This is a genomic window from Mycobacterium simiae, assembly GCF_010727605.1.
GTDB classification, from domain to species: Bacteria; Actinomycetota; Actinomycetes; order Mycobacteriales; family Mycobacteriaceae; genus Mycobacterium; species Mycobacterium simiae.
This window is the reverse complement of the sequence record NZ_AP022568.1, coordinates 5,385,359-5,409,219: the sequence shown is the minus strand read 5'-3', so window position 1 is coordinate 5,409,219 and position 23,861 is coordinate 5,385,359. Positions and strand designations below refer to the sequence as shown.

General features: G+C 65.9%; 29 protein-coding genes. 14 read left to right on the top strand and 15 right to left on the bottom strand.

Annotated features, from left to right (window positions below; all coding sequences use genetic code 11):
* The first annotated feature begins 31 nt into the window (after nucleotides 1–31).
* The 3 genes from G6N33_RS25220 (at nucleotide 32) to G6N33_RS25210 (ending at nucleotide 2,558) form a co-directional block, all read left to right on the top strand.
* Complete coding sequence (locus G6N33_RS25220) at nucleotides 32–1,099, top strand: amidohydrolase family protein (RefSeq protein ID WP_044506007.1); 1,068 nt, start codon at nucleotides 32–34, stop codon at nucleotides 1,097–1,099.
* Nucleotides 1,100–1,232: 133 nt separating this feature from the next.
* Entirely contained in the window at nucleotides 1,233–1,631 is a 399-nt protein-coding gene (locus G6N33_RS25215) for a phage holin family protein (RefSeq protein ID WP_044506008.1), read from the top strand.
* 504 nt (nucleotides 1,632–2,135) lie between these two features.
* A complete protein-coding gene (locus G6N33_RS25210; RefSeq protein ID WP_101528282.1) occupies nucleotides 2,136–2,558 on the top strand; it encodes an anti-sigma factor antagonist in 423 nt (140 codons plus the stop codon).
* Here the strand turns inward: G6N33_RS25210 and G6N33_RS25205 are convergent.
* The 5 genes from G6N33_RS25205 to G6N33_RS25185 form a co-directional block, all read right to left on the bottom strand.
* A complete protein-coding gene (locus G6N33_RS25205; protein WP_101528283.1) occupies nucleotides 2,542–3,513 on the bottom strand; it encodes an FAD-dependent oxidoreductase in 972 nt (323 codons plus the stop codon). The two genes, G6N33_RS25210 and G6N33_RS25205, sit on opposite strands and share 17 nt — an antisense overlap.
* A 2-nt stretch (nucleotides 3,514–3,515) precedes the next feature.
* Entirely contained in the window at nucleotides 3,516–4,076 is a 561-nt protein-coding gene (locus G6N33_RS25200; protein ID WP_061555721.1) for a hypothetical protein, read from the bottom strand.
* Nucleotides 4,077–4,145: 69 nt separating this feature from the next.
* Nucleotides 4,146–4,640, bottom strand: a complete 495-nt coding sequence (locus G6N33_RS25195; RefSeq protein ID WP_044506011.1) for an SRPBCC family protein — start codon at nucleotides 4,638–4,640, stop codon at nucleotides 4,146–4,148.
* Nucleotides 4,640–5,281 (bottom strand): nitroreductase family protein, encoded by a 642-nt coding sequence (locus tag G6N33_RS25190; protein WP_044506012.1) that lies wholly within the window; start codon nucleotides 5,279–5,281, stop codon nucleotides 4,640–4,642. The genes G6N33_RS25195 and G6N33_RS25190 overlap by 1 nt, the downstream gene beginning before the upstream one ends.
* Nucleotides 5,251–5,463 (bottom strand): hypothetical protein, encoded by a 213-nt coding sequence (locus tag G6N33_RS25185; RefSeq protein ID WP_231382392.1) that lies wholly within the window; start codon nucleotides 5,461–5,463, stop codon nucleotides 5,251–5,253. The genes G6N33_RS25190 and G6N33_RS25185 overlap by 31 nt, the downstream gene beginning before the upstream one ends.
* Nucleotides 5,464–5,659: 196 nt before the next feature.
* Here G6N33_RS25185 and G6N33_RS25180 point away from each other — a divergent pair, with 196 nt between their 5' ends.
* On the top strand, nucleotides 5,660–6,349 hold the full coding sequence (locus tag G6N33_RS25180) for a hypothetical protein (protein WP_231382643.1): 690 nt from the start codon (nucleotides 5,660–5,662) through the stop codon (nucleotides 6,347–6,349).
* 31 nt (nucleotides 6,350–6,380) lie between these two features.
* On the opposite strand, the gene G6N33_RS25175 is transcribed toward G6N33_RS25180, so the two are convergent.
* Both G6N33_RS25175 and G6N33_RS25170 read right to left on the bottom strand, forming a co-directional pair.
* Complete coding sequence (locus G6N33_RS25175) at nucleotides 6,381–7,346, bottom strand: NAD(P)H-dependent flavin oxidoreductase (protein WP_101528284.1); 966 nt, start codon at nucleotides 7,344–7,346, stop codon at nucleotides 6,381–6,383.
* Nucleotides 7,343–7,735: a tautomerase family protein gene (locus G6N33_RS25170; protein ID WP_044506019.1), complete on the bottom strand. Its 393-nt coding sequence runs from the start codon at nucleotides 7,733–7,735 to the stop codon at nucleotides 7,343–7,345. Before G6N33_RS25170 ends, G6N33_RS25175 begins: the two co-directional genes overlap by 4 nt.
* A 91-nt stretch (nucleotides 7,736–7,826) precedes the next feature.
* Between G6N33_RS25170 and G6N33_RS25165 the strand changes: the two genes are divergently transcribed.
* Nucleotides 7,827–8,702, top strand: coding sequence for a LysR family transcriptional regulator (locus tag G6N33_RS25165; RefSeq protein WP_044506021.1), 876 nt, complete (start codon nucleotides 7,827–7,829; stop codon nucleotides 8,700–8,702).
* A 14-nt stretch (nucleotides 8,703–8,716) separates the two neighbouring features.
* Here the strand turns inward: G6N33_RS25165 and G6N33_RS25160 are convergent, their stop codons facing one another.
* Complete coding sequence (locus G6N33_RS25160) at nucleotides 8,717–9,553, bottom strand: alpha/beta fold hydrolase (RefSeq protein ID WP_044506023.1); 837 nt, start codon at nucleotides 9,551–9,553, stop codon at nucleotides 8,717–8,719.
* An 85-nt stretch (nucleotides 9,554–9,638) separates the two neighbouring features.
* Here G6N33_RS25160 and G6N33_RS25155 point away from each other — a divergent pair, with 85 nt between their 5' ends.
* Together G6N33_RS25155 and G6N33_RS25150 are read left to right on the top strand one after the other, a co-directional pair.
* The gene (locus G6N33_RS25155) at nucleotides 9,639–9,983 is read left to right on the top strand and encodes a DUF962 domain-containing protein (RefSeq protein ID WP_044506024.1); all 345 of its coding nucleotides are present in this window, start codon (nucleotides 9,639–9,641) and stop codon (nucleotides 9,981–9,983) included.
* Nucleotides 9,970–10,521 (top strand): TetR/AcrR family transcriptional regulator, encoded by a 552-nt coding sequence (locus G6N33_RS25150; RefSeq protein ID WP_044506026.1) that lies wholly within the window; start codon nucleotides 9,970–9,972, stop codon nucleotides 10,519–10,521. Before G6N33_RS25155 ends, G6N33_RS25150 begins: the two co-directional genes overlap by 14 nt.
* Here G6N33_RS25150 and G6N33_RS25145 read toward each other — a convergent pair.
* Nucleotides 10,518–11,117, bottom strand: coding sequence for a TetR/AcrR family transcriptional regulator (locus G6N33_RS25145; RefSeq protein WP_044506027.1), 600 nt, complete (start codon nucleotides 11,115–11,117; stop codon nucleotides 10,518–10,520). The genes G6N33_RS25150 and G6N33_RS25145 overlap by 4 nt on opposite strands.
* Before the next feature lie 78 nt (nucleotides 11,118–11,195).
* Here G6N33_RS25145 and G6N33_RS25140 point away from each other — a divergent pair, with 78 nt between their 5' ends.
* Nucleotides 11,196–12,770, top strand: a complete 1,575-nt coding sequence (locus G6N33_RS25140; RefSeq protein ID WP_044506028.1) for a phytoene desaturase family protein — start codon at nucleotides 11,196–11,198, stop codon at nucleotides 12,768–12,770.
* A gap of 4 nt (nucleotides 12,771–12,774) precedes the next feature.
* Here the strand turns inward: G6N33_RS25140 and G6N33_RS25135 are convergent, their stop codons facing one another.
* From G6N33_RS25135 to G6N33_RS25125, 3 genes are read right to left on the bottom strand one after another with little or no spacing between them, the layout of a single operon-like run.
* On the bottom strand, nucleotides 12,775–13,299 hold the full coding sequence (locus tag G6N33_RS25135) for a YbhB/YbcL family Raf kinase inhibitor-like protein (RefSeq protein ID WP_081661949.1): 525 nt from the start codon (nucleotides 13,297–13,299) through the stop codon (nucleotides 12,775–12,777).
* A gap of 41 nt (nucleotides 13,300–13,340) precedes the next feature.
* Nucleotides 13,341–13,784, bottom strand: a complete 444-nt coding sequence (locus tag G6N33_RS25130) for an SRPBCC family protein (RefSeq protein ID WP_044506031.1) — start codon at nucleotides 13,782–13,784, stop codon at nucleotides 13,341–13,343.
* A gap of 43 nt (nucleotides 13,785–13,827) precedes the next feature.
* Nucleotides 13,828–14,832: a synaptic vesicle VAT-1 family membrane protein gene (locus G6N33_RS25125; RefSeq protein WP_044506033.1), complete on the bottom strand. Its 1,005-nt coding sequence runs from the start codon at nucleotides 14,830–14,832 to the stop codon at nucleotides 13,828–13,830.
* Between the two features lie 394 nt (nucleotides 14,833–15,226).
* Between G6N33_RS25125 and G6N33_RS25115 the strand changes: the two genes are divergently transcribed.
* Nucleotides 15,227–15,937, top strand: a complete 711-nt coding sequence (locus G6N33_RS25115) for an MBL fold metallo-hydrolase (protein WP_044506034.1) — start codon at nucleotides 15,227–15,229, stop codon at nucleotides 15,935–15,937.
* Here the strand turns inward: G6N33_RS25115 and G6N33_RS25110 are convergent.
* Nucleotides 15,934–16,356, bottom strand: a complete 423-nt coding sequence (locus G6N33_RS25110) for a hypothetical protein (RefSeq protein ID WP_231382393.1) — start codon at nucleotides 16,354–16,356, stop codon at nucleotides 15,934–15,936. The two genes, G6N33_RS25115 and G6N33_RS25110, sit on opposite strands and share 4 nt — an antisense overlap.
* Nucleotides 16,357–16,578: 222 nt before the next feature.
* Between G6N33_RS25110 and aceA the strand changes: the two genes are divergently transcribed.
* The 4 genes from aceA to G6N33_RS25090 all read left to right on the top strand — a co-directional run bounded on the left by aceA (nucleotide 16,579) and on the right by G6N33_RS25090 (nucleotide 21,195).
* Nucleotides 16,579–18,876, top strand: coding sequence for an isocitrate lyase ICL2 (gene aceA, locus G6N33_RS25105; RefSeq protein WP_044506036.1), 2,298 nt, complete (start codon nucleotides 16,579–16,581; stop codon nucleotides 18,874–18,876).
* A gap of 247 nt (nucleotides 18,877–19,123) precedes the next feature.
* On the top strand, nucleotides 19,124–19,339 hold the full coding sequence (locus G6N33_RS25100) for a hypothetical protein (RefSeq protein WP_155945859.1): 216 nt from the start codon (nucleotides 19,124–19,126) through the stop codon (nucleotides 19,337–19,339).
* A gap of 162 nt (nucleotides 19,340–19,501) precedes the next feature.
* A complete protein-coding gene (locus G6N33_RS25095; RefSeq protein WP_163771701.1) occupies nucleotides 19,502–19,894 on the top strand; it encodes a hypothetical protein in 393 nt (130 codons plus the stop codon).
* 137 nt (nucleotides 19,895–20,031) lie between these two features.
* Nucleotides 20,032–21,195, top strand: a complete 1,164-nt coding sequence (locus tag G6N33_RS25090; RefSeq protein ID WP_044511800.1) for an LLM class flavin-dependent oxidoreductase — start codon at nucleotides 20,032–20,034, stop codon at nucleotides 21,193–21,195.
* 3 nt (nucleotides 21,196–21,198) lie between these two features.
* Here the strand turns inward: G6N33_RS25090 and G6N33_RS25085 are convergent, their stop codons facing one another.
* Nucleotides 21,199–22,761: an FAD-dependent monooxygenase gene (locus tag G6N33_RS25085; protein WP_044506040.1), complete on the bottom strand. Its 1,563-nt coding sequence runs from the start codon at nucleotides 22,759–22,761 to the stop codon at nucleotides 21,199–21,201.
* 175 nt (nucleotides 22,762–22,936) lie between these two features.
* Between G6N33_RS25085 and G6N33_RS25080 the strand changes: the two genes are divergently transcribed.
* Nucleotides 22,937–23,185 carry a hypothetical protein gene (locus G6N33_RS25080; RefSeq protein WP_044506041.1) on the top strand — a complete coding sequence of 83 codons (249 nt, stop codon included), beginning with the start codon at nucleotides 22,937–22,939 and terminating at the stop codon, nucleotides 23,183–23,185.
* On the opposite strand, the gene G6N33_RS25075 is transcribed toward G6N33_RS25080, so the two are convergent.
* The gene (locus G6N33_RS25075) at nucleotides 23,182–23,649 is read right to left on the bottom strand and encodes an SRPBCC family protein (RefSeq protein ID WP_044506042.1); all 468 of its coding nucleotides are present in this window, start codon (nucleotides 23,647–23,649) and stop codon (nucleotides 23,182–23,184) included. The two genes, G6N33_RS25080 and G6N33_RS25075, sit on opposite strands and share 4 nt — an antisense overlap.
* Nucleotides 23,650–23,861: the final 212 nt, after the last annotated feature.

Below are 23,861 nucleotides of genomic sequence, written 5' to 3'. Positions count from 1 at the left end.
ACTGAAAACAGCAAGAGTAAGTTGCCGATACATGCGGATTATCGACGCCGATGGACACGTCGCAGAGAACTCTTCGTTGGCGATCGAAGCAATCAAGCGCTGGCCCGACCACGTCAAGCCCAGCACCGATCGGCGGCTGGGACTGATGATCGAAGGCCGTAACTATCCGGAGGATCGCGGGCCGGGCGCCGGTTGCCCGCCCGAGCACGGGATCAGCAAGTCGCCCAACATCAACTGTTCGTCGCCCGAAGGGGTGCTCGGTGACGCCGACCGCGATCACATCGACACCATGGTGCTCTATCCGAGCCTCGGGCTCTGCGCGCCCAGCCTGGAAGATCCGCAGTTCGCCGCGGGCTTTGCCCGCCTCTACAACCAGTGGATCGCCGACTACTGCGCCTCGTCGGGGGGCCGGCTGCGCGGCGTGGCGGTGACGCCGGTCGAACACGGGCAGCTGGCAATCGACGTCATAGCCGAGGCCAAAGAGCTCGGTCTGGTGGCCGCGCTCGTCCCGCCGGCGCTGAAAACTCGCAACCTCGACCATGCGGATCTCGACCCGTTCTACGCCGCCGCCGTGGACCTCGAGATGCCGCTGGGCATTCACGGCGCCCCGGGAATTCACCTGCCGAAGATCGGCGTGGACCGCTTCACCAACTACATCCAGGTGCACTGCATCAGTTTTCCCTTCGACCAGATGACGGCGATGACGGCGATGGTCTCCGGGGGCGTCTTCGAGCGCCATCCCCGGCTGCGGGTGGCGTTCCTCGAGGCGGGTGCGGGCTGGGTCCCGTTCTTCATGGACCGCCTGCACGAGCATTACCAGAAACGAGGGAACTGGGTCGAGCACGGCTGGCGCCGCGATCCGCATGAGTACCTTTCGGCGGGAAACATCTTCGTGACGTGCGAGCCCGAAGAACCGATCCTGCCCGGGGTGATCGACGTGTTGGGCGCCGAATTCATCATGTTCGCCAGCGACTATCCACACTGGGACGGCGAGTGGCCGGAGAGCACCAAGCACCTGCGCACCCGCGCGGACATCAGCGATGACGCGCGGGAAAAGATCGCTAGCCGCAACGCGCAGCGGTTCTACAACCTGAATTGACCCACAGCATTCTCAAGACGGGGCGGGTCCGCACCGCTGACACATCGCTTTGCGACGCCAGCGCGCCGGGACAGCGCGGACAAGCCGAAACCCCCGGAGTTTCCTGCGCACCAGAAATGGGAGGATCGGGGTCATGAAGGCGTTCCTGCTTCGTGCGGTGGTGACCGGGTTTGCGCTCTGGCTGGTCACGCACTTCGTCCACGGGATCGGGTTCGTCGGCGGTGACACGAAGCTGCAGCGGGCCGGCATCATCTTGGCCGTCGCCGTGATCTTCGGTCTGGTCAACGCGTTCATCAAGCCGATCGTCCAGATCTTGTCGATCCCGCTGTACATCCTCACCCTGGGTCTGTTCCACATCGTGGTCAATGCGCTGATGCTGTGGATCACCGCCCAGATCACCGAGCACACGACGCACTGGGGATTGGCCATCGACCACTTTTGGTGGACGGCGATTTGGGCCGCGATCCTGTTGTCGATCGTCAGCTGGTTGTTGTCCTTGGTGGTCCGCGATGTCAACCGCCGCACCCGCTGACCGTCACCGCGCTGGTCGCTTCACGGCGAACGCGCGGGCCAGTTGGCATCCTCGGTCGTGAAAACCCGGTTGGTGTGCCGTGTTTCGGTCGCAAACGGCCGGCGGTGTGTTGGCCGTGATTTGCTCAGCGTAGTCATAAGCGGTATCCATCAACCCGCGGCGACGATCGGGTTGGATACCGGAAAGCGGTACAACACCGCATGAACGGCGTCGGGCGCGTCCCGCGCCTCGGGCTCGGGCCGATCTTTGGCGCTGATGCTTCACCGGTTCGGTTTGTCATTGCTACCGTTACTGAAATAGTAAGGGTTTCAGTGTCCTTCGGCCGTACGGCGGCCACGCGAAATTCATCGATTTGCACAATTCATGCCGCGAAATACCCATTCCACATATGCTTGGCCGCGACGCGAAAACCGACGGGGGTCGGTTTGATGACGACCCCGCCGACCTTATTCGGGATAAGGGCGGCGTCGCCCTAACAGCCTACGACGACGGGATGTCGCGAAGATGGATACTGCCGCGAGGGGAATTTCGCCGCCCCACAACGGCCGCGGCTACGTCGGTGACGAGCCGAGTGGTCTGCGCGCCGTCGCCGAGCGGGCGGGTTCCTCGGTGGTCATCACGGTCGGCGGTGACATCGACGCCAGTAACGAGCGCACCTGGCAAGACCTGCTGAGCCGCAACTCCGCTGAAATCGTTGCGCCCGGTCCATTCGTCATCGACGTGCGCGAGCTCGACTTCATGGGCTCGTGCGGCTATGCCGCGCTTGCGCACGAGGCGGTGCAGTGCCGCAACCGCGGTGTCGCGCTACGGCTGGTCACCCACCAGCCCGTGATGGCCCGAACCATTGCCGCGTGCGGGCTGCGCCGGTTGCTGCCGACCTACGCGACGGTCGAGACGGCCCTCGCGCCGGTCAGCGAGCAGGGCTGACCAGGCGCACCACGTCGCGGGCGCATCCCCAGGACAGGGTGACGCCATTGCCACCGTGGCCGTAGTTGTGGACGCAGCGCGCCGTCCCGAGCGTCTCGACTTCCAGTCGCACAGTGGGCCGGCCGGGCCGTAGGCCGGCGATCGTCTCGACCACCTCGGCATGGCGTAGCTTCGGTTCGACCCGGCGGCAGCGCTCCAGGATGCGATCGGTGATGCCAGGCTCGGGGGTGGTGTCCCAGCGATCGGCGATGCTGATTCCGCCACAGACCACCCGACGCGGGTGCGGGAAGTAGCAGGCCCACTCCGGACCGGTAGTGATCTCTAAAAAGAGTTGCTGCAGACCAGGATTCGCGAGCACCACATGCTGGCCGAACAACGGCCGCACGGTGTTGTCACCAACCAGGGTGCGCGCGCCGAGCCCAGTGCAGTTGATGACGATCGGCGCCTCGTCGGCGGCTTCGGCCAACGACCGCACCGGATGTTCCTCGATCTCGCAACCGGCCGCGGCAAGCCGACGCGTGAGGTACTCGAGGTAGTGCGGCATGTCGATCATCGGCACGGTGGCCCGGAAACCGACCTCGTACCCGTCCGGCAGCTCGGCTGGCTCCGCGGGCCGAAGTTGCGGAATCAACCGCGCGGCCGACGACATCGCCTCGCTCGCGCTCAATTCCCCGACGCTCAGCGCCGGCGCCAGACGCACCCCGGTGTCGGGATCGGTGGCGAGTTCGCGAAACACCCCGAGCGAGAACTCGGTCCACCCGAGGGTTTCGACGGCACGCTCAACGGGACGCGGGGGAATCCATACCGCACCGGCAACAACCGAGGTCGTCTGCTGGGGCGGTGCGGCCGTCCAGACCCTAACCGGCCATCCGGCCTCGGCCAGGCACAGTGCCGATGTCAGTCCGCTGACCCCGGCCCCGACGACGATGATCTGCGCGCTGGAGCCGTCGGCCACGGTCAGGTACCGGGTACGCGCTGTCCGTGCGGCGCGAGCAAGCCGTTGAGACCCCCGATGATGCCCTGGACCTGGGCTCCGGCGACCGGCCCGGCGACGTCCGGGGGCGGTGTGGCGTCCGGGGTCAGCTGCCAGGGCTGGCAACCGTCGGTCTTGAACGCCTTGTCCGTCGGCTCGATCCGGACAACCTGCGGCTTCTTGGTGAGCGAGTTATCGATCAGGGCACCGTCGGGGTTGGACGTCCGCTTCCAGTAGCAGGTGCCGTCGCCGATGGGGCCGGCGCTGCTGTAGATGCCGGGCACGATGTCGGTGCCGACGGCGTACAAACCGTCCTTGTCCATAACCGTCTTCGGCGCCGCGGGTGCCGGCGCGGCGCCGGGTGATGGCGATGCGGACGGTGTCGCGGGTGCCGGTGACGCCGCTGGCGATGGGGATGCCACCGGGCCGGGAGCCGGTCCGTGTGTCTCGTCCGGGTCCGCATTGGCAACGACCGCGGCCGCGGCCCACCCCGTGATCAGCAGACCCGCAACCGCAATCCGTGTCGCAGTCGGTATTCCACCCATAGAAATCGAGGGTACCGAGTCGGGAACCTAATTCATACCGGTGTGAAATCCGTCGGGCGGCGGCAACGGTCAGGCAAGCCGCCGCACCTTGCTCGCGTAGCTGAGCGCGTGCGCATAGGTCTGCAGGTTGTCCCGCGAAATCTTGGCGTGTACCGGGCGTTCGAGGAAAAACCGCAGCACCGGGTTATAGGCGTGATGGGTCTCGTGAAAGGTCAGCACGGTGCTGCCGTCGGGTTGTTCCTCGAGCCGGTGATAGCCCTCGGCGCGCGACCACAGCGGGGCGCCGACGGCGACATACCGCGACAGCTTGTTCAGCTCGGCCTCGGTCACCGTTTCCCAGGACCGTGCCCTGCCGCCGGTCAGCAGGTATTTGGGAACTTCGAAGACGCAGGTACGGACCAGCCCCTGGCCGGCTTCATTCCCCTCGTTGAGGATTTCCATGCTGCCGGTCGGCCAGGTGAGCACCCGTGGCCGCGGCGCGTTCGGCGGCACCGGCGGGTGCAGCACCCGCCACACTTTGCGCGGCGGCGCATCGACGTGGAATCGCACGGTGTAGGACTGCATCACGGTTCTCCGGCAGGCTGTTTCCAGGTATCCCAATATGTGACGGTCTCCGCTGGTGGCCGCGTGGCCGGGCGGAAGTCGGTACCGATCGTGTAGGCGACCGGGAACAATGCCGCCTGCGTGACGGTCGGCGGAATCCCGAGCAGCTCGCCGACCTCGTACTCCTTGAACAGATGCATCGTCGTCCACACCGACCCCAGCCCACGCGAGCGCAGTGCCAGCAGAAAGCTCCAGCCGGCCGGGATGATCGAGGCCCACGCGGCGGCGGCAATGCCGGGTTCGGCGGTGTCGATGCGCTGGGTGAGACACGGAATGACGTGCACCGGGACCCGGGCCAGGGTGTCGGTCAGGGCCCGCGCGCTTTGGTACACCCGCCGCGTTTGGGGGTCGGTCGCGGTGTCGGCCGCCTGCCCCAGATATTGGGCCCCGATGCCGCGGTAGATCTCGGCGATCGCGGCTCGCTTCTCCGGATCGGTGATCACCAGCCAGCGCCAGTCCTGCGCGTTGCTGGCCGTGGGTGCCTGCATCGCCAGTCGGATGCACTCGAGGATGACGTCGCGACCGACCGGACGGGTCAGGTCAAGGCGTTTGCGAACCGACCGCGTGGTGCTCAGCAGCTCGTCGACGGTGGCGATATCCATTGGTTCCTTCCGGATGCCTGGCTAGAGGTCGGTGGCACAAGCTCGCGCTGCTCGGGCGCCACGATGCTCTGCTGGTGGGCGCCGCGGATCATGCGTTCGACCATGCCGCCGAGTTGTGGCCGCAGCGTCCAGATCATGGCGGCCTCGCCACCGGGGCCCGCCGGCATGTTGAGCCTTGCCATCGCCGAACTCCTGCCCGGTTAAGGACGGGTACCGAGTCAGCAAACCAGATCCTCGAGCGGGCTGTCTAGGCCGCTCACCTCGGCTGATTGTGCATTCGCCGCACCGGGCCTGGACGCCCGCAACCGGGCGGCGTTACGGTCCGTGCAGCGGCCTGCAGCCCGGCGCCGCCGATTGGGAGGTCTGTGCGTGCTGTTCATGCACGAACTACACACGGTGCGCGGCCGCAAGGAGGACGAGTTCGAGGCGGCGTTCCGCGACGCATGGATGCCGTTGCTGGGACGTGGCGACGACGCCCGGTTGCTGTGGTACGCCAACCAGGCGCACGGCAGCGGGCCCGCGTACACCGTCGTGACCGTCACCGCCGTACGCGACGGGGCGGCGTGGGAGCAGTTGAACCTGCGGGTGCAAAAGGGTGATCTGCAGGACTGGCTGCATCACGTCGACGAGCTGCGACACGAGGTCCAAGCGAAGCTGCTGATGCCGCTGCCGTGGTCACCTTTGCACGACGTGGCGCTCGACGAGATTCCGGTCGACGGCCGAGAACACGAAATGACGCTGTACATGGAAGACACCATGTGGCCCTACGAGGACAAGTTCGACGAATACATCGTCCGCTGCGGCGACGTGTACGCGAAGAGCCTGGAAGAGCCGTCGTCGATGCTGACGATGCACGCCGCATTCCAGCCCGCCCTCGGCAGTCATGTGCGGCGCGAGGTCATCCTGATGCAGCGGATCAGTCGGCCGGACGCGCTGCTCGACCTGCTGCGCAGCCATATCCCCGCCGAGTACCGGGCGCCGGGCACCTGGATGTATGACGCCCTCGACCTGCGCGACCAGTGGACCAGCCGGTTACTGCGCACCTCCGAATGGTCACCTCTTTTTTAGGGGTCCTGAGCTTTTTTAGGGGTCCTGAGCATCACCGGCCCAGGATGCGGGCGGCATCACTGGCCATGTCGCGCACGATCTCGCCGGCCGGCCGAACATCGCGAACGAGTCCGATCGCCTCGCCGATCGGCAGGGTGACACTGTTAAAGTCCTCCACCGCGACGGCTTTCTCGAAAGAGTTCAGCACCTCCGGTAAGCGCGTCACGAGTTCATGCTCGTTGCCATGCCACGTCTCGATCAACGAATTTCTCAGCACCCGCCCGTTATATTCCGGCGGCCAATCCGCTTGTCGTACACGGTCATAGACTTGCGTGCGAACAGTGTCGTCGCCACTTGCCTCGATGATTCGCTGCAGAGCTCGCGGCGATACCAGTGCCTCCGCCGACGCGACAAACCTGCTTCCAACCAGCACACCGTCGGCACCGAGCGCCAGCGCCGCCGCAAGGCCGCGGCCGTCGGCGATACCGCCGGCCGCCACCACCAGCGTTTCGGGTGAACGCTCGGCAACCAAGTCGACCACCTGGGGCACCAACGTAAATGTGGAGCGCAGAGCCATTCCGTGCCCGCCGGCCTCGCCGCCCTGGGCCACTATGACATCCGCACCGGCGTCGATGGCCTGGCGTGTCTGCTCGAGTGTCTGAACCTGACAGGTGAAGGGGACACGGGCGCCGAAAATGCGGTCGGCGAACGCGCGTGGATGACTGAACGACGACATGATCGTGACCGGCTGCCGCGCTAAAGCTATGTCCAGCAGTTCGGGATCGCGGGCCGCACTCCAGGTGATAAAGCCGCATCCGACCCTTGCTCCGTCGGCCAAATCGAATTCGCGTTGCAACCATTGGGCGTCACCGTATCCTCCACCGATCAGCCCCAGGCCGCCTGCTGCTGTCACCGCAGCTGCGAGCCGCCCCCCGGAGACCACGTCCATCGGCGCGAGCAGGATCGGGTGCTGGATGCCAAAGAATTTCGCAAGACGGGTCGTCAGCGTCGTGCTCATTGCAGTTCTCCAGTGAGGAATTGCGCCCGACCGTGACCGAAAGACCAATCCGCGTCTGTATTTTCGGCGATCGACACGATCAGATCGGCCGGGTCGACCCCGCATCGCTCGGCGAGGTTGGCCGCCAGCAACTCGTAGAATCGTTCCTTCATCGCGCGGGTGCGCCGGCGGCTGACCACATGCACAATCACCAGCCGCGTCGAGCGGTCGATGCCGAGACCGGTGTCCCAGGCGACAATCTCGTGCGCTGGATGAGTGCGCACCACCTGGTAGCGGTCACCCGGCGGCACCTCAAATGCGTCGACGACGGCGTCATGCGCGGCGTCCAGCAACGCCTGGATCTCCGACGGGCTGCGACCGTCGATCTGGTCGAGGTACAGCAGCGGCATTTTCCCTCCTTCAGTGCGCCTCACCCCCGACGTTAGGGCCGCGACACAGGGCTGTGAAATGCCTGTCGTGCGGTATCTATGCTTGTCAGGCATGGGCGTGCTGGATGGTGGCCGCGTCGAGTTGCGTCACCTGCGCGCGTTCGAAACGGTGTCGCGACTGCAGTCGTTCACGCACGCGGCCGATGAGCTCACGATCACCCAGCCCGCCCTGAGCCGCACGATCCGCCAGTTGGAGGACGCGCTCGGCGTCACCCTGCTCGATCGCAGCTCGCGGCACGTGGAGATGACCGATGCCGGGCGGGCGTTCTTCGAACACGTCGAACGGGTGCTGGCCGAACTCGAACGCGGCGTGGACGCCGTGCGGCGCCGGGGCAGTATTCGTCTGGGCTTCAGTTGGTTGTTGCCCGACCCGTGGGCGCAGGACACCGTCGCCCGATTCGAGCGGGCCACTGGAACGACGGTCAGTTTGATCCGGACCGATGATGCGCTGGCCGCGGTGCAGCAGGGCAGGGTGAATATCGCGGTGGTACGCGGCCAGGTGAGCTCGACCTCGGTGCGCGTCGTGCACTTGTTCAACGAGTCACGGGTGGCGGTGTGTTCGGTGCACTCGCGCCTGGCGCGGCAGTCGGCGTTGGACTGGGCCGAGGTGCCGCAATGGCCATTGGTGGTCAACGTCGCCAGCGGCACCACCGGACCGTGGTCGTGGCCGACGGGCAAGGGCCCACAAACAGTCGTGGAGACATCGAACTTCGACGAATGGATCGAATCCGTTGCCGCGGATCGAGGCATCGGGGTGATCCCCGACGTCGCCATCCGGCGCAACATTCACCCCGCCGTGCGGTTCATCGCGCTGCGTGGCGCACCGCCGAGCGAGGTGTCCCTGGCCTTCCTGGGGCGCGCACGTAATGCCGAGTTGCGCCGGTTCGTCGAGGCCGCGGTGGCCAGCGCCGCCGAGTACGACACCTGACATCCGTTGTGCACCTACGGTTTCTGATGCGCATCCATGGAGTGCCGAGCCGGCACGTCGGTAACCGATTCTAGGAACGGCTCGGCGACTGCCAGGAAGCCCGCCGGATCTGACGAGAAGGCCACATGCCCGGTGTCTAGGATCTCGAAGCGTGAATTCGTGATCGTCTGGTGCGTGGCGCGCCCGGCGCGCAACGGTATCGCAATGTCGTTGCGGCCCCACACGATCAGCGTCGGCGCGATCAATTCTGCTGCACGGCTTCGCAAATCGTGTTCTGGTGTCGCAAAGCTACGCCATAGGCCGGTCAGTGTCCGACTACCTTCCGGCGTTTTCGCCGCGGCTATCGCGCGCCGGGCGATTTCGCGGTCGCTGTCGGTCTTGGCCTTCATGTAGCCCCGGATGAATGCCGGCGCGCCCAGGCGCACGAATACCGGCGAGCCGACGATGCGGCAAAAGGCCCGCGTCGTCCGGCCCAACGGAACGAAACCTCCGGTGTTGACCAGGATCAGTCCCGCGACGCACGCCGGCCGGGTGATCGCCAACCGTGCGGCGGCAAATCCACCGACCGAATTACCGATCAGCACAGCTCTTTTGACGCCCAACCCGTCGACGACGTCTTCGAGGACATCGGCGAACAATGGGGCACCGGGCTCGAAGGCCGGGCCGACCGGGTCGGAGTCTCCGTGGCCGGGCCAGTCGATCGCGACGGTGCGGTAGCGGCGGGCCAGCGTCGCGCGGACGGGGTCGAAGTCGCGGCGGTCGTGCAGGGTGGCATGCAGCAGAAAAACCGTTGGGCCACAGCCACTTTCGTCATAGGCTACCCGGCCTGCCCGGGTGTGGATCGTCGGCATGGCTATCCCTCTCGTCCGTTGACCGACTGGTCGGTCATGCTGTACGGTAGCTCGACAGGAACGTGATGACAAGGAGGGAATCGAGATGAGTCAAGCCCCGCCTGCCGAAGCGCCGTTTGCGGACAAACTGGCCTACTACCGCACCCAACACACGTCGAAGGGGGTCAGGACCGCCCACCGCTTCGGCATACCGGTCATCGCGGTCGGCCTGCCGCTGATCTTCGCCAAGCCCAAGGTCGGTGCATCGATGTTCATTGGGGGATGGGCCATCCAGATTCTCGGCCACCGGCTGTTCGAGAAAAACCTGCCGTCGACGCACAAAGGGTGGATCACCTATCAACTCACCGGCGTCATCGACGTCTGCGAGCAGTACGGCGAAATGCTGGCGCGACGCAGCCAGCGGAAGGCGGGATTGCGTGCGATCGCCTGAACCCGGACGCAATGCGCTCCTTGATGCGGGCCAGCGCCTGTTGGGAACCGCCGATCTGGCCAGGATCTCGGTAAACGCCATCGTCGCCGAAGCGGGCATGGCCAAGGGCAGTTTCTACCAGCACTGGCCCAGCCGTGCCGAATACGTGCGGGCATTGCATATCCGGTTCCACGACCAGCTGGTCGAGATGATCGAAGCCGCGATGGGCGAGTTGCCGCCCGGACACGACCGGCTCGAGGCCGGGATGAACGCCTATCTCGACGGGTGTTTGGCCGAGCCGGCCACCAAGGCATTGCTGGTGCAATCCCGCACCGAGGCGGGGTTGACCGACCTGGTCGCGGCCCGCAATCACAGTGCGGCCATACTGATGCTGCCCGATCTGAAGGCACTGGGCTGGTCTGCGCCGGAACCGATCGCGGCGCTGCTCGTCGCGGCGGTCGCCGAGATTGCCCTTGTCGAACTCGATGCCCGGCAGCGCGACGACAAGTTGCGCCACGGTCTGCTGCGGCTCGCCTCTCGAACGCCGACGGCGGATTAGGCCAGCGGCGCCAGGCCCGAGCGGACCAGATCGAGACTGGTCGCTACCAGCTCGCCGAGGTCGTCGGCACAGCCATTGCGGCCCCAATGTTCCACTGCCACAACAAGTGCCGCGGCCAGGGCCGAGCCGCCGACCTCGGCGCCCAGCTCGATGCCGGGCGCGTCCGGATTCCGGGTTCTGATGAAATCCGTGAGCACCGCGGCGAAGGAGGACTGCACCACCCGCAAGTGGCCGGCAATGCGATCGGCAGTGATCAGCTCGGCGCGGGCCGTGGCCGCCTGGCGGACCACTTCGAGGTCGTGTGGGAAGGCCGCGACACTGGCCAGCACCGCTTCGAAGAGCGACTCGGAGGCCGGACGTTGTGCTAGGGCCTCGGCCAGCCACTCCAACTGGGACTCGTAGTCACCGAACAGCACCGACTCCTTGGTCGGGAAGTGCCGGAAGAAGGTGCGTTCGGTGACACCGGCCTCGGCGGCCAACTCGGTGACCGTCACATTCGCAAAGCCCTTGCGCGCGAAGCTCTTCAACGCGGCTTGCCGCAACGCCTCGTGCGTGGAGCGGCGACGCAGCTCGTGGCGATTCATCGGGACGGTCATGGCAGCGCGATCGTATCTCACCGCCGGTGTCAGGACTGACATCTTCCAATTATGTCAGTACTGACATATTCTTGCCAGGTGAGCACGACGAAATACGACGCAATCGTGGTGGGTGCCGGGCATAACGGTTTGACCGCTGCGGCGATCCTGCAGCGCGCCGGCCTGCGAACCGTGTGCCTGGAAGCCAACACCTATGCGGGCGGCATGGCGGCGACGGTCGAACTGATCGACGGGTTCCGCTACGAGATCGCGGGCTCGGTGCAATTCCCGATGGCAAGCCAACTCAGCAAGGACCTCGGACTCGACACCCTGCCTGCGATCGAGCCCGAGGTGATGTCGGTCAACATCGGCGAAAACGGTGAAGAGCCGATGGTCTTCTATCGCGACCCGATGCAACTGATGGCCCACCTCAACGAGAAGCACGGCGTGGAAGCCGTCATGGGCATGGCCGAGCTGATCGGCTGGACCCAGGCGCCCGCGCGGGCACTCGGCCGCTTCGACGTGTGCCAGCGGCCCAAGACGATCGACGAAATGTACGCCTGCGCAACCAACGACGCCGAGCGCCGAGCGATTCACGAGATGCTGTTCGGCTCGGCGATGGACGTGATCGACCGCTACCTACCGGACCGGGACAGGCACGCGGTGATGCGCGGCATGTTGGCGTTTTTGGCCGTCAATTCCACCTACCGCGGCCCTTACACCCCGGGCAGCGCCGCCTGTCTGGCGTTTGCGCTGGCGGTGCCCCCAGAAGACACAGACAGCACCGCGATGATGACCAAGCTCAAGGGTGGCATCGGCGCGCTCACCGAACACCTGCGCGAGCTTTTCCTCTTCCATGGCGGCGAGATCCGCTTTCGCGCCAAGGTCGAGGAGATCCTGGTCGAGAATCAGCAGGCGTGCGGCGTACGACTGCGGGACGGTTCGACGATCTCGGCACCGGTCGTGGTGTCCAATCTCTCGCCCGACGTCACACTCACCGAACTCATTGCACCCGAACACATTCCGGCGGAATTGGTCTCGCGCGTCTCGGGGCGCGACCATCGCGCGTCATTCGTGCAGCTACATTTCGCACTGGACGGTCTGCCGGAGTTCGCGCCGCCGTATGAGTTTCTCAATGCAGAGGGCATGCAGCAGTCGGTCGGAATCTTCGGCTCACCAGAAGAGCAGCAGCGCCAGTGGGAGATCTGCCGGCAGGGCCTACTTCCGGACAACCCGTCGATGGGCATGCAGATTCCGTCGGTCCACGATCCCGCGATGGCACCAGCCGGCAAGCACGCCGCGAGCGCATTCGCCTATGCCTTCCCGGTCGAAGTCGACCGCGATCAACACGGACACCTGAAAAACGAAATGGCACAACGGGTTATCGACAAGATCACCAAATTCGCGCCGAACTTCAAAGATATCGTGATCCGTCATATCACCTTCGCGCCCTACCACATGAACACGATGTTCGGTGCGCCCGCCGGCGACTTCTGCCACGGTCTGCTGCACCCGGATCTGATGGGGCCCAACCGGCCCGGCCCGAGGGGCTTTCTCGACATGCCGATCCCGATCGAGGGCCTCTACCTGGGCGGCGCGGGATGCCATGGCGGCCCCGGCATCACGTTTACTCCCGGCTACAACGCGGCCTACCAGATCCTGCACGACCGGTAGCCGATCAGCTCCCGAATGTCCCGGTCAGCTGCGCCTGCGCGGTCGCGGCTCCGGCGATCGTCTGCGCGGCCTGCACGCCGCCCAGCCCGCCGGGAAGCTGGTAGTCGTTGGGCAGCTGATACAGCGTGAACCGGTAGTGGTGCACGCCGCTACCGCGCGGCGGGCAGGGCCCGCCGTACAAACTCTGGCCGTTGGAGTTCGGCAACGTGACCCCACCGCGCGGCGTCCCGCCGTCGCCAACGCTGCCCGAACCCGGCGCAATTCCGATCACGATCCAGTGGATGTATGTTCCACCGGGGGCATCGGGGTCGTCGACCACCAGGGCCGCCCCCAACGGCGCCGACCAGGCCAACGGCGGGGACATGTCCATCCCTTTGCAGGTGTACAGCGCTGGTATCGGCGCCCCGTCCGCGAAGGCCGGACTATTAATCGTCAACGGCGCGTCCGGCGCGGCGTGCGCGACGCCGCTGCCGGCCAGCACCATGCCCGCAAGAGCCGCACCGAGTCGCCGAGCCACCGTCCATCCCATGGGAACCAGTGTCGCTAACCGGCGCGAAAGAAGATAGCCGCTTAGCGGCTCTTCTTAATTTCGAGCACCCGGTCTCGGAGCCCCTGGGTGGCGGTGTCCATCAGCCCCTTGGTTCCCTTTTTGATCAGAAATCCGGGAACGGGCGCGGTGAGGTCCACCGTCAGTTCGAATCGCAACTTGGTGGCATCCCCATCCGGCACGAGTGTGTACCGGGCATCTTGCGCACGTTGCTGTTTGGCACTCTCTAATGTCCAGCTCACCCCGTCGTCATGCACCTTGTAGGCCAGCACCTGTTCCTCGCGGATGCCGACGATCTTGACGACCTGCCGGGACCTGGTCGGGTGGCCCTGGTCGTCACGCTCGAGGACTTCGACCTTCTGGTGGGCCGAGGACCATTCGGGCAGTGCTTCGATATCGAACAGGACGTCCATGATCTCGTCGGGAGTCGCCTCGATAACGAGTTCGCGTGAGTCGGAGACAGCCATCCTGGGGAGATAACCAGCGCCGCGGCCGCCCAAACGCACGAGGTCAGGGAACCAGAACGACCTTTCCGATGTTCTCCCGCGCCGCCAGTATCCGATGTGCGCTGGCCGCGTCGTCGAACGGGACGGCCGCATGCACGATCGGCGCGACGATGCCGTCGTGCAGCGCCTGGGTCAACGGAGCGATCCAGGGCTCGAGCGTGCCCCGGTCGTCCCACAACCGCAGCATGTTCAGGCCGATCACCGCCTTCGAGTCGGACAGCTGGTCCATCAGGTTGAACCCGCGCAGCATCGACAACACCTGTGGAGCCGCCCGGCGCAACGAGCGCTTCTCGCCTTCTTGCAGCGACGAAACGCCATAGCCGACAAGCCTTCCGCCCGGGCGCAGCAATCGATACGACCGTCGCAGCGACGTTCCGCCCAGAGCGTCGAGAATCAGGTCGTAGCGGCCGACGTCGTGCCACCAGCCGTCGCGGCGGTAGTCGATCGCGCGGTCCACGCCGAATTCGGCGAGCTTGTCATGTTTGGCCGGCGAGGCGGTGCCGTGCACCTCGGCCCCGGCGGCCTTCGCGAACTGGATGGCCGCGGTCCCTACGCCTCCGGCCGCGGCATGAATCAGCACCCGCTCACCACGGCGCAGCGAACCGTACCCGTGCAGCGCAGCCCAGGCGGTCGCGTAGTTGACCGGGACCGCAGCGCCCTGTTCGAAGCTCATTGACTTGGGCAGTTCCACGGAATCGTTGGCGGCCACGTTGACGGTTTCGGCATAACCGCCGAATCGTGTGCCGGCCAGGACGCGTTCGCCGATGCGGCCGGGGTCGACGCCCTCGCCGACCGCGGCGACGACGCCGGCGACCTCGTACCCGACCACCGCCGGAAGTTTCGGCGCGTCGGGATACAGCCCGACGCGGGCGAGGTGGTCGGCGAAGTTCACCCCGGCAGCTCGGACCGCGACTTGCAGCTGACCGGGCCCCGGCGCGGGCGGGTCCGGGCGCTGCTGCACCTGCAACACGGAGGGATCCCCGTGCCTGGTGATGACGACTGCGCGCATCGCGATCCCTTCGTTACGCCTGTGTGGCCGACGCGCCGAGGCGGGGGAGGATGACTTTGCGCCACCCGCGACCCATCCGGTCGAAGGCCTGCACCATCCTCGTGTCGCTCAGGTCAAACCCACTGTGCTCCGAGGGCGCCCGGGTGCCGGTGGCCCGGCGTCGCGTAGCACCTCGAAATCCTCGGCGAACCACGGGGCGACTGAGTTCGAACTGTCGCTGAGTTCGCCCGCGGACAGTTGCTGCAGTGTCAGAATCTTCAACGGTTCGCGTCGGACCGGATTCGCCAGAGCGAGACAAACGCGATCCGAGGTCCCCACGCCGGGCACTGTATGTCGGAAATTCCCGACCCGTCAACCACCACCCCGTCGCCCGGCGCACGCTAAGTTCCTCTGTGTGCGATTCAGCTGGGAACGATTGACCCCGAGCGTGTATCGCTGCCGGCTTCCGTTCTGCGACGTCACGGTCGGCCTGGTGCGCGGACATGCCGCAGCACTACTCATCGATACGGGCACCACGCTGACCGAGGCGGCCAGTATCGACGAGGACGTCCGACAGCTCACCGGATCGCCGGTCACCCATATTGTCTTGACGCACAAGCATTTCGATCATGTCCTGGGTTCCTCGTTCTTCACCGATGCCGAGATCTACTGCGCGCCGGAGGTTCTCGACTACCTGGGGACGGGCCACGACCAGATTCGCGCCGACGCACTGAGCTATGGCGCCAACGCCGCGGAGATCGACCGGGCAATCGCCGCGCTGCGCCCACCGCAGCACGCTGTCTACGACGCCGTGATCGACCTCGGTGACCGCGATGTGCGGATCACCCACCCGGGTCGCGGACACACCACGTCGGACTTGATCGTGGTGGTGCCGGGATCAGACGATCACGATCAGCACGTGGTGATGTTCACCGGCGACCTGGTCGAAGAATCGGCCCACCCGGCGATCGACGCCGACTCCGATGTGGCGGCTTGGCCGGCAACGCTGGATCGGCTACGGGCGATCGGTGGGCGAGAAGCGATCTACGTCCCGGGCCACGGGAGGATCGTCGACGCGGAGTTCATCCGCCGACAGCGGGCTTGGTTACAACAACATTCGGGCTAGGCAATCCCGGCCGTGCACGCGGCGATCAGCGCGTCCGGCTCGGTCACACTGAGCACCAGCGAGCGCACCGGCACCGACCTCAACGGCACTTTCGCCTGCACCGGTGGCTCGATCGTCAAGGCCACCAGTCCTTTACCCGACCCGTTGACCACCCAGCGACCATTGGAGTAATGCACGCCCGCGGTGAATGTGCGCTCGTTCGACGCTTCGGCGCGGGTGATTGACGCGATCGGGATATGAGCGTCGAACGCCCAGCCCATCTTCACGTGGAGGGTCCCGTCCAGGATGCGGACCTCACTGGTGCTGGGCCCGAGTCCCAGCGGAGTGGACAACAACACATACCAACGCTCGTACCGGAGTTCCGTCTGCACCACAGCGACCTTACTCGTAGTTTGCTGACGAAGGCGGAGTACTTTCATCAAAGCGTCTATTCAGTTTGCTGCCACGGGCGCCTCGCCGAAGGCCCGCCAGCGCATTACGGCGACTTTCCAGACGAAAACCGTTGTGCCGCAATCAATTTAGTGATCCACAGGGTTATCCGCCCGGCTCGGCAGTCGGCGAAAATTACCCATGATTGAAATCACAGGTCCGGGGATAGACTCACATGCAGCGGATTCGTGCTGGAAAGGGAGCGTAAAGCCATGGCCATCATCGACGCGGACACCGAGGTCCCCGCAGCGTTGGACGACTTCGAGACACAAGTAGCCGCCACGCAGCGATACTTCGACGATCCACGCTTTGCCGGGAAGATTCGCCTCTATACGGCCCGCCAAGTAGTAGAGCAACGCGGCACGATACCGACCGACTACACCGTGGCCCGGGAAGCGGCGACGGCGTTCTACCCCCGGCTGCGTGAGCTTTTCGCGGCGAAGAAGAGCATCACGACGTTCGGTCCGTACTCACCGGGACAGGCGGTGAGCATGAAGCGCATGGGCATCGAGGGCATCTACCTGGGCGGCTGGGCGACCTCGGCCAAGGGATCGACCACCGAAGACCCCGGCCCCGATCTGGCGTCCTACCCACTGAGCCAGGTGCCCGACGACGCCGCGGTCCTGGTGCGCGCCCTGCTCACGGCCGACCGCAATCAGCACTATCAGCGCCTGCACATGACGGAACAGCAGCGCGCCACCACCAAGGAGTACGACTTTCGGCCGTTCATCATCGCCGACGCCGACACCGGTCACGGCGGTGACCCGCACGTGCGCAACCTGATTCGGCGTTTCGTCGAGGTCGGCGTGCCCGGCTACCACATCGAGGACCAGCGCCCCGGCACGAAGAAGTGCGGGCATCAAGGCGGCAAGGTTCTGGTGCCGTCCGACGAGCAGATCAAGCGCCTCAACGCGGCACGCTTCCAGCTCGACGTGATGGGCGTGCCGGGCATCATCGTGGCCCGCACCGACGCCGAAGCGGCCAACCTGATCGACAGCCGCGCCGACGAACGCGACCAACCGTTCCTGCTCGGGGTGACCAACCTCAGCATCCCGTCTTACAAGGCATGCTTCCTGGCGATGGTGCGTCGCTTCTACGAGTTGGGTGTCACGGAACTCAACGGCCATCGTCTCTACGCCCTCGCCGAGGGTGAGTACGGCATCGCGAACGCGTGGCTGGAGCGCCAGGGCATCCTGTCGCTGATCTCCGACGCGGTCACGCAGTGGCGGGAGAATGGGCAGCACGCGATCGACGATCTCTTCGACCAAGTCGAGTCGCGGTTCGTCGCCGCCTGGGAGGACGACGCCGGCCTGATGACCTACGGCGAAGCCATTGCCGAGGTACTCGAATTCAGCGAGAAGGACGACGAGCCACCGAGCATGAGCCCCGCGGAATGGCGCCAATTCGCCTCGCGTGCATCGCTGTACGCGGCGCGGGAAAAGGCGCGGGAATTGGGCGTCGACTCGCCGTGGGACTGCGAGCTGGCCAAGACCCCCGAAGGGTACTACCAGATCCGCGGCGGCATCCCGTATGCCATTGCCAAGTCACTGGCCGCCGCGCCGTTCGCGGACATCCTCTGGATGGAAACGAAGACGGCCGACCTGGCCGACGCCAAACAGTTCGCCGATGCCATTCACGCCGAATACCCCGACCAGATGCTGGCGTACAACCTGTCGCCGTCGTTCAACTGGGACACCACCGGCATGAGCGACGAGGAGATGAAGCGTTTCCCCGAAGAGCTCGGCAAGATGGGCTTCGTCTTCAACTTCATCACCTACGGCGGACACCAGATCGACGGCGTGGCCGCCGAGGAGTTCGCCACCAACCTGCGCCAGGACGGCATGCTGGCGCTGGCCCGCTTGCAGCGCAAGATGCGCCTCGTCGAGTCGCCCTACCGGACGCCGCAAACCCTGGTCGGCGGGCCCCGCAGCGATGCCGCGCTGGCCGCGTCCTCGGGACGCACCGCCACGACCAAGGCCATGGGCAAAGGCTCGACGCAGCACCAGCACCTGGCGCAGACCGAGGTGCCCAAGAAGCTGCTCGAGGAATGGCTGGCGCTGTGGAGTGAGCACTACCAGTTAGGCGAGAAACTGCGTGTGACGCTGCGCCCCCGGCGCGCCGGGTCCGACGTACTCGAATTGGGTATTTACGGCGCCGGCGACGAGCAGCTGGCCAATGTCGTGGTCGACCCGATCAAGGACCGGCACGGCCGCAGCATCCTGCAGGTGCGTGACCAGAACACTTTCGCCGAGAAGCTGCGCCAGAAGCGGCTGATGACGGTGATCCACCTGTGGCTGGTGCACCGCTTCAAGGCGGACGCCGTGTATTACGTGACGCCGACCGAGGACAACCTGTACCAGACCGAAAAAATGAAGTCCCACGGGATCTTCAGCGAGGTCTACCAGGAGGTCGGCGAAATCATTGTCGCCGAGGTGAACAAGCCGCGCATCGCCGAGTTGCTGACACCCGACCGGGTGGAGCTGCGGAAACTGATCACCAAGGAGACGTAACCGCCCTCCGGGTCGGTCCGCTAGCCCAACCTGTCTCCGTTTGCTGCCCAGCGATGCGGGCAGATCATCCGGCGCCTTGTTTTCACGCCGTCCGACCGAATCGGTGTGCGAAGGGGCCTGGACTGCATGAAAATCGTCACACAGTAGTTCCTTGTCATAACTTATGCCTCATCGATTGTTGCATAGGTGTATGGTTTAGCTATAGCCATACTGACAGATGTTGAACAGCGATCGAGAGGACACTCCGATGAAGTCGCAGACAAAGATGACGCTCACCACCTTCGGCGGGGCCGCCGCGCTCGCCTTGGCCGTCGGGTTCGGCGGCCTGGGCGGGGGCTCGGCCACTGCCGCTGCCGCGCCCGCCACCGCGGCCAGTGTTGCACCTGCCCCGTCCAATTCCCCGGTGACCAGCGATGTGCACCACGCCGTCTTCACCGCCTGCATCATTGGGCTCGACTGCTGACCAGCCGACCACCATGCAACGATGGCCCACCACTCGGTGGGCCATCGGCCGATCCGGGCAACGGCGACGATTCGCGGCGATGGCAACCCGCGCGGTTTGTGTGACAGCCAACCGGGTACGACCGAAGAAGTTTGCAGGAAGTCGCTGAGAGTGGGGAGTCTGATGAGATCGGAAGCTCGGACCGCGGTTGCGATGTTCGGCGGGGCGGCCATGCTCGTACTGGCGGTGGGGTGCGGCGGCGGCGACAACAAGGGACCCAGCAGCACCAGCACGACGACTACTACGCCGTCCAGCTCGACCAGCGTCGTGCCGTCGACGGCGCCCGAGACCGGCGGCCCAACCGGTAGTGGCGGCCCCGGCGGCGGAGGCGGCACCATTCCCGGCGGCCCGACCGGCGGCGGTGGCCCCGGCGGCGGAGGCGGCACCGTTCCCGGCGGCCCGACCGGCGGTGGCGGGCCCGGCGGCGGCAGTGGAAGCATTCCCGGCGTCGGTGGTGGGGGCGGCGGACCCGGCGGTGGCGGCGGGTGCATCGGCAACGTTTGCGGTGGCGGCTGACGCCCCGCATCGGATCCCGCGGCGACGGGGATGATCGCCGCGGGACCGACAATCTGCGATTTCGGGCCACTGATCCGGGCTGAGGCGCCAGCGGTTGAGTTATGGTTTTTCCGCAACTCGACTGCAAGGGGTTTCCCATGGGCAAGCTTCGATTCGGATACTTCATCGCCCCCTTCCACCGCGCGGGAACCAACCCGACGCTGGCCCTGCAGCGAGACCTCGAGTTCGTGCAACATCTCGACGCCCTGGGCTTCGACGAAGCGTGGATCGGGGAACATCACTCGGCCGGCAGCGAAATCATCAGTTCGCCCGAGGTTTTCATTGCCGCTGCCGCGGAGCGGACCAAGTGGATCAAGCTGGGCACCGGCGTCATCTCGCTCGCCTATCACAACCCGCTGTGGGTCGCCGACCGGTTGATGCTGCTGGATCACCTCACCCACGGCCGGGTTATCGGCGGTATGGGCCCGGGGTCGCTGCCCAGCGATTCATCGATGATCGGGTTGACCCCGACCGACACCCGCGAGTTGCTGGAAACCAACCTCGACATCGTGGTCCGGTTGTTGGCGGGGGAGACGGTAAGCGCGAAAACCGCCACGCACGAGCTGCACGATGCGAAGCTTCAACTCGCGCCGTACTCCGAAGACGGCATCCCGCTGGCGGTCGCCGCGGTGGCCTCACCAACGGGCGCCCGGCTGGCCGGCAAACACGGCATCGGCCTGTTGTCAATCGGGGCGACGCTGACCATCGAGGGGTTCAACGCGCTGCAATACCACTGGGACATCGTCGAAGAGCGCGCGGCGACATTCGGCACCACGGTCGACCGGAAGAACTGGAGCCTGGTCGGTCCGTTCCATCTCGCCGAAACCGACAAGCAGGCCCGCGAGGACGTGAAGTTCGGTCTCGAGCCGTGGTTCCGGTACTTCCAGAAAGTGGCGGCGTTCCCGCAGATGACCATGCCGGGCGACCAGATCGACGAAATGATCGACGTCATCAACGAAACCGGCACGGGCGTGATCGGCACACCGGAACGGGCCCGGGACCAGGTGCAACGGATGTGGGACCAATCCGGCGGGTTCGGCTGCATGCTGCAGATGGGCCACGAGTGGGCCAATCCGGCGGCGACCAAACGCTCCGCCGAATTGTTTGCCGCCGAGGTCATGCCGCATTTCCAGGGGCAAGCCCAGCCGACGCTCGATGCGGCCGCGCGGGCGAGTGAGGCACGCGAAGGATTTGCCGCGTCACAGAATCAGGCCGTCGAACACATGACGAAGAAGTACCAGGACGAGCTCAACGCCAAGTAGTCGCTACCGCCCAAACCACTGCATCCGGACGCCGCGCAGCTCGGCCAGCTCCGCCTCGCCCGGTTCGGGCTTCGATGTCGCCCACGCCACGTAGCCATCGGGACGGACCAGCAGTGCGGTGGCTGCCACGTCACCCACCGGACGGCCGGCGGCAACCGTGAGACCATCGGCGTCGACGGCAACCGCGGCCGCCACGACGCCCGAGTCCGTGAGATCGAGCAGCAGGGGCTGCCCGCTGCGAGCCAGTTCGGCGACGCGGCTGGTGCCGCCGTCGCTGGTCACGCTGAAGTCGGGCACCCACTGCCCGGTAAGAGGATGGCCGCCGGGCTCTGCGCCATACCGGTTTTCAGCGCCGGAGATCAGCTCGCCGAGCCGGCGAGCGACGGTGGAATCGGTGAGCAGCTCGGAAAACAACTGTCGTAGCGCAGTGACCTCGGGGCCGGGCCGCACGAGTGCCAGTTGTGCCCGGCTGTGCATGATGACCCGCTCCGCCGCGGGGCGGCGCTCCGCCTCGTAGGTGGACAGCAGCGCTGGATCGACCCGTTCGTGCAGCACCGCCGCGAGCTTCCAACCCAGGTTCACCGCGTCTTGCAGACCGAGGTTGAGCCCCGGTCCGCCCATCGGGGAATGCACGTGGGCGGCGTCGCCCACCAGGAGCACCCGTCCCACCTGATATCGCGACGCAATCCGTGAGTTGATCCCACAGAATCGGCGCAGATCCAGCGGCTCGTCGGGCGAGGCGGGGCGCAGCGGCAGGTCGACGCCGAGCACCCGCTTGACGCTGGCCTCCAGTTCGGCCAGCGTCATCGGCGGGCGGTCGCCCTCCTCGTCGAGCCGCTCCTCGCGAGCCGATCGGTCCAGCTCGAAGACGAACATCGCCGCCCGGCCCCCCAGCGCACCGAACGCAAAGACCCCTTCGTCGGCGCGATGGAACTGCAGCGGCGGCACGCGGCCAAACCCGGGGATTTCCAGTCCGCCGTCGACCGGGCTGATCCACTCGGCGGGCGGCAGCACGTCGAATCCCATGCGGGCCACGATGTCGTAGGACGACATGCCCGGGAAATCGATCCCCGCCAGCTTGCGCGTCGTGCTCGTCCCGCCGTCGGCGCCGATCAGGTACTTGGCACGCAGTTGGTAGGCGCCGTCGGGCGCGTCGATGTCGACGGTCACCCCGTCGGCGTCCTGGTCGAAACCGGTGAGCAGGTGGCCGTAGCGGATGTCAGCGCCGTACTCAACGGCGCGATCGGCAAGCGCGCGAACGAGCTTAGGTTGCTGCACGGGCATCAGGAACACCTGCGAATCCGGCACCAGCGCAAGGTCTAACGGAAATGCCGCGAACATCGGGCGCGGGTTGAGCCGAGGCGGCTCCGTCGTCTCGGTGAGCGAGTTGTACAGGCCCCGGTGGTCCAGGATCCGAACCCCTTGACCGATCACACCGTTGGCCCGACGCATGGGGTTGGGCCCGGCCAGGGACTCCAGGACCACCGGCCTGATCCCGTTCAAGCCCAGCTCGCCGGCCAGCATCAGCCCGTTGGGGCCGCCGCCCACGATGACGACATCAATCACTTAGCCAAGCTTAATAGTTGATACCCAGCGCGACAAACGTCGCATCAACTGACACTGCTCGTTTTCATAACCCAGGGCTAACTGCTGCCCAGCCCAGAGCTAACCACAGGCGCGACCGTCAGGTATGACCACCACACTTCCTTGCACACCCCCTCGCACACGGCGTTGCCGACTCTTGGGCGGAGCCGCGGCGCTGGGCCTGCTTGCGATGCTGGGGTTGCTGGACACCCCCTCGCCGGCCACCGCCGTCACCGGGTACGGGCAGGTGCGCTTCGTCGCGGACGACACCGACGACCAGCAGCAACTGCAACAACAGCTCCAGTCCGAGCAGCAGGCCGAACAGCAGAATGAAGAGGCCGAGCAGCAGTTCGAGCAGGGCATGCAGGAGGCCCAGCAGGCGGAGCAACAGGCGAACAGTCCCTAGCGGGCACCAGCCGCTTCGCGATCGGCCGCTTTCACCAGTCGATCGGCAAGGAATCTGACCGCCCCACCCAGCGCCGCGCGCATCACCGGCCCCACCCCGCGCACGCCTTCGACGAACGAACCCGACCAACGAATGTCGGTGCCGCCCCGGGCATTCGGCGTCAAGACGACCTCGCCGAAGTAGTCCTTCGCCGGAGACGGCGGCGCCACTACCTTGTAGACCTGCCGGCGATCCTGTTCCTGCTCGACGATCTCCTCTTGGGCCAGCACGGGGCGCACGCCGATCTGCCGAATCGCCCCCACACCCCCCGGTGCGGGATCGCCCTCGCGGGCCCAACTCGAATGCACCACCATCGGCTTGGCCCAGCTCGACCAGCTCGCGCCGTCGGCTAGCAGCCGGAACACCGTTGCCGCCGGCGCGTTGCTGGTCCGGTTGACCTCGAACGAGAACTTGCGGCCCGACATAGCCGGGTACCCTACCGCGAACGCCACGCCCCAGGGTCCACCGGTGTAGAGTCGGCGCCGCGCCGGTGAATCCGGCACGCCGCGGCCCCGGCACGTGCATACTCAGCCTGGAAGTTCGGACGGTCCCGGGACTCACCCCGCCCGCAATTTCCTGGTCTCTATCAAACACTTTGCCAGACAAGCGTTTTCAGCCTTGTCTGCCGATCTCGAGA